This window comes from Inquilinus limosus MP06 (assembly GCF_000767795.1).
Classification (GTDB): domain Bacteria; phylum Pseudomonadota; class Alphaproteobacteria; order DSM-16000; family Inquilinaceae; genus Inquilinus; species Inquilinus limosus_E.
The window spans coordinates 1-2,364 of the sequence record NZ_JANX01000770.1 but is presented as its reverse complement, the minus strand read 5'-3'; the positions used below and the strand labels follow the sequence as shown (position 1 = coordinate 2,364).

At 70.3% G+C, this 2,364-nt stretch carries 4 protein-coding genes; 1 reads left to right on the top strand and 3 read right to left on the bottom strand.

Translation table 11 applies throughout. The features are described 5' to 3' along the window. The 3 genes from P409_RS41660 to P409_RS32135 form a co-directional block, all read right to left on the bottom strand. On the bottom strand, nucleotides 1-163 hold a 163-nt coding region (locus P409_RS41660), incomplete at its 3' end, for an aminoglycoside phosphotransferase family protein (RefSeq protein ID WP_430515673.1). Continuing rightward, nucleotides 160-540: an aminoglycoside phosphotransferase family protein gene (locus P409_RS32140; RefSeq protein WP_052121643.1), complete on the bottom strand. Its 381-nt coding sequence runs from the start codon at nucleotides 538-540 to the stop codon at nucleotides 160-162. The genes P409_RS32140 and P409_RS41660, both read right to left, overlap by 4 nt. Before the next feature lie 179 nt (nucleotides 541-719). Continuing rightward, complete coding sequence (locus P409_RS32135; protein ID WP_081992080.1) at nucleotides 720-1,622, bottom strand: alanine--tRNA ligase-related protein; 903 nt, start codon at nucleotides 1,620-1,622, stop codon at nucleotides 720-722. Nucleotides 1,623-1,714: 92 nt separating this feature from the next. Here P409_RS32135 and P409_RS32130 point away from each other — a divergent pair. After that, the coding region (locus P409_RS32130) for a class I SAM-dependent methyltransferase (protein WP_052121642.1) at nucleotides 1,715-2,364 on the top strand (650 nt) is incomplete at its 3' end.

Below are 2,364 nucleotides of genomic sequence, written 5' to 3'. Positions count from 1 at the left end.
GGGGGTCGATCGCCAGCCAGCCGCGCGGCCCGAAATCCAGCACGTTGTCGTGATGCAGGTCGCCATGCAGGGTGACGATCTCCCGCCGCTCCGCCAGCAGGTCGCGGGCGATGGCCGCCGCCCGGGCGACGATGCCGCCATAGCGATCGCCGCCCTCGGTCAGCGGCGCGAACCAGCGCTCCAGCGGCAGCAGCCCGCCGGCAGCGGCCGGCCGCGCGGCGCGTGCAGCCGGGTGGCGGCGGCGCAGAGGATGCGGCAGGCCTCATCATCCTGCCCCTGCCGCGACATGGCGACCAGCGAGAGCGGGCCGGTGGCGCGCTCCAGCAGCAGCGTGTCGCCATGCTGGGCCAGCACCATCGCCGCCCCCTCCCCGGTCCAGTGCTGCATCAGCAGGCAGCCCAGCTTCTCGTCCTCGTTCACCGGCTGCTTGATCATCGCCGGCAGGTCCCCGGCCCGCACCGCCAGCAGCCGGCTGCCATGGGTGACGATCGGCGCGCCGTCCGGCACCAGGTCCCAGCGCGCCAGATCTTCCTCGAACATCCTCAAATCCTCGGCCGTCGGTGTCATGGGGGTGGCTGGGGTCGATCTCGATTTTTTGTCATTGCCGGGCTTGACCCGGCAATCCAGGGGCCACCAAGGGCGGCTCTCGAAAGCCCCTGGATCCTCGGGTCAAGCCCGAGGATGACAATAGAGTCGGATTCGATCCGGGATAAGCTGGCCTATGCCGGGCCGTCCAAGTCGTCGAGATCGATGCCATGGGTGTCGAACCACCATTCCGGCGGCTTGTCCGGATGGCGGGGCTGCAGCCGGGCGTAGCGGTCCCGCAGCCGCCGCTGCCGCGCCACCTCCGCCCGGAAGAAGGGGTGGTCGAGCGTGCCGCCCAGCGCCCACAGCCGGCGCAGCAGCTTGCGCAGCACATAGCCCTGCTGCTTGCCGCCGGGGCGATAGCCGTCGGCGATGATCCGCCCGATCGCGTCGGCCAGGCTGTCCCCCGGCGTCATCGGCGGGGTGCCGTTGACCAGCGCATCCAGCCGGTCGAGGCCGAATCCGGCATCGATGCAGGTGCCGAGCGGGTTGACGATGTTCCCGATCTCGACCCCGTCCCGATAGAACTCGGTGCAATAGCCGGTGATGCTGCCGTCGCTCCAGGTGCATTCCGGATCCGGCCGGATCGGAACCAGGCCGCGATACAGCGGCGCCCACTCCGCCATCTTGTCGGGATGGATGGTGACGTGATGCGGCGACGCCCCGATCTCCGCCAGGAAATCGAGCCAGAAATCGATCGCCTGCCCGACCGTCCACTGCCGGAACGAAAACAGGCCGAGCATGTCGAAGCGGAGCAGGTGCGTGCCGTCGCCGATCTCGTCGAGATCGCCCACGCGCAGGCAGGACTGGAGATTGGCGAAGGTGGCTGCGTAGGCCAGGTCGGTGAACAGCGGCTTGAACTGCTGCATGCCCGCCGTACAGAACAGCGTCGTGCTGTCGAAGGGCCGAACCGAAGGGTTCGTGTCGAAACCGATCCCCCTGTTCTCGCAGAACAGGCGGAACCGGTGGGTCAGGCGTCCCGCGGGGACATAGGCAACCTCCTGTGCGGTTCCGGACTGCCGAGAGGGCAGTCCCATGGCTATCTAACCACGGCCCGGGCGCTTCTCAAGCCCCTGGCAGCGGCCTCGCCTCGTCGCCATCTCGGATGGGGCAGCAGGGAGGGCACCGCATGGTCTCCGCAATCCGCTTCACCGGCACCGGGCCGGGCGCGCACACGCAGGATGGCTGCTCCGTCGAGCTTTACCGGCGCATGCCGGCCGATGGCGAGGCGGAGATCGTGGCCGCGGTGGTCCGGGCCGGCGGCTCGATCCTGGAGCTGGGCAGCGGGCCGGGCCGGGTCACCCACGCCCTGGTCGCCCTCGGCTACGCCGTCACCGCGGTCGACAACTCTGCCGAGATGCTGGCCCATGTGCGGGGCGCGGAGACGGTGCTGGCCGACATCGAGGATCTCGACCTCGATCGACGCTTCGACGCGGTGCTGCTGGCCAGCACGCTGATCAACTTCCCGGAGGCGGAGACGCGCGCCGCGCTGCTCGCCGCCTGCCGGCGGCATGTCCGGCCGGGTGGCGCGGTGCTGATCGAGCGGCGCAATCCCGACAGCTTCGCGACGCTGCGGCCCGGGCCGGTCGGCGAGGAGGCCGGCATCCGCCACGTCATCGAATCGGTGCGCCATGAGGGCCGGCTGGTCCAGGCGACCCTGCGCTCGGAGGCGGCGGATGCGACCTGGACCCAGAGCTTCACCCAGGAGGTGATCGATGACGCGCAGATGGCGGCGGAACTGGCCGCCGCCGGGCTGCGGCTGGACCGCTGGCTGGACCC

Bases quoted from the DNA above. Each gene is read 5' to 3' on its own strand.
- P409_RS32135 (WP_081992080.1), bottom strand. From the start codon at position 1,622: ATGGGACTGCCCTCTCGGCAGTCCGGAACCGCACAGGAGGTTGCCTAT.
- P409_RS32140 (WP_052121643.1), bottom strand. From the start codon at position 540: ATGTTCGAGGAAGATCTGGCGCGCTGGGACCTGGTGCCGGACGGCGCG.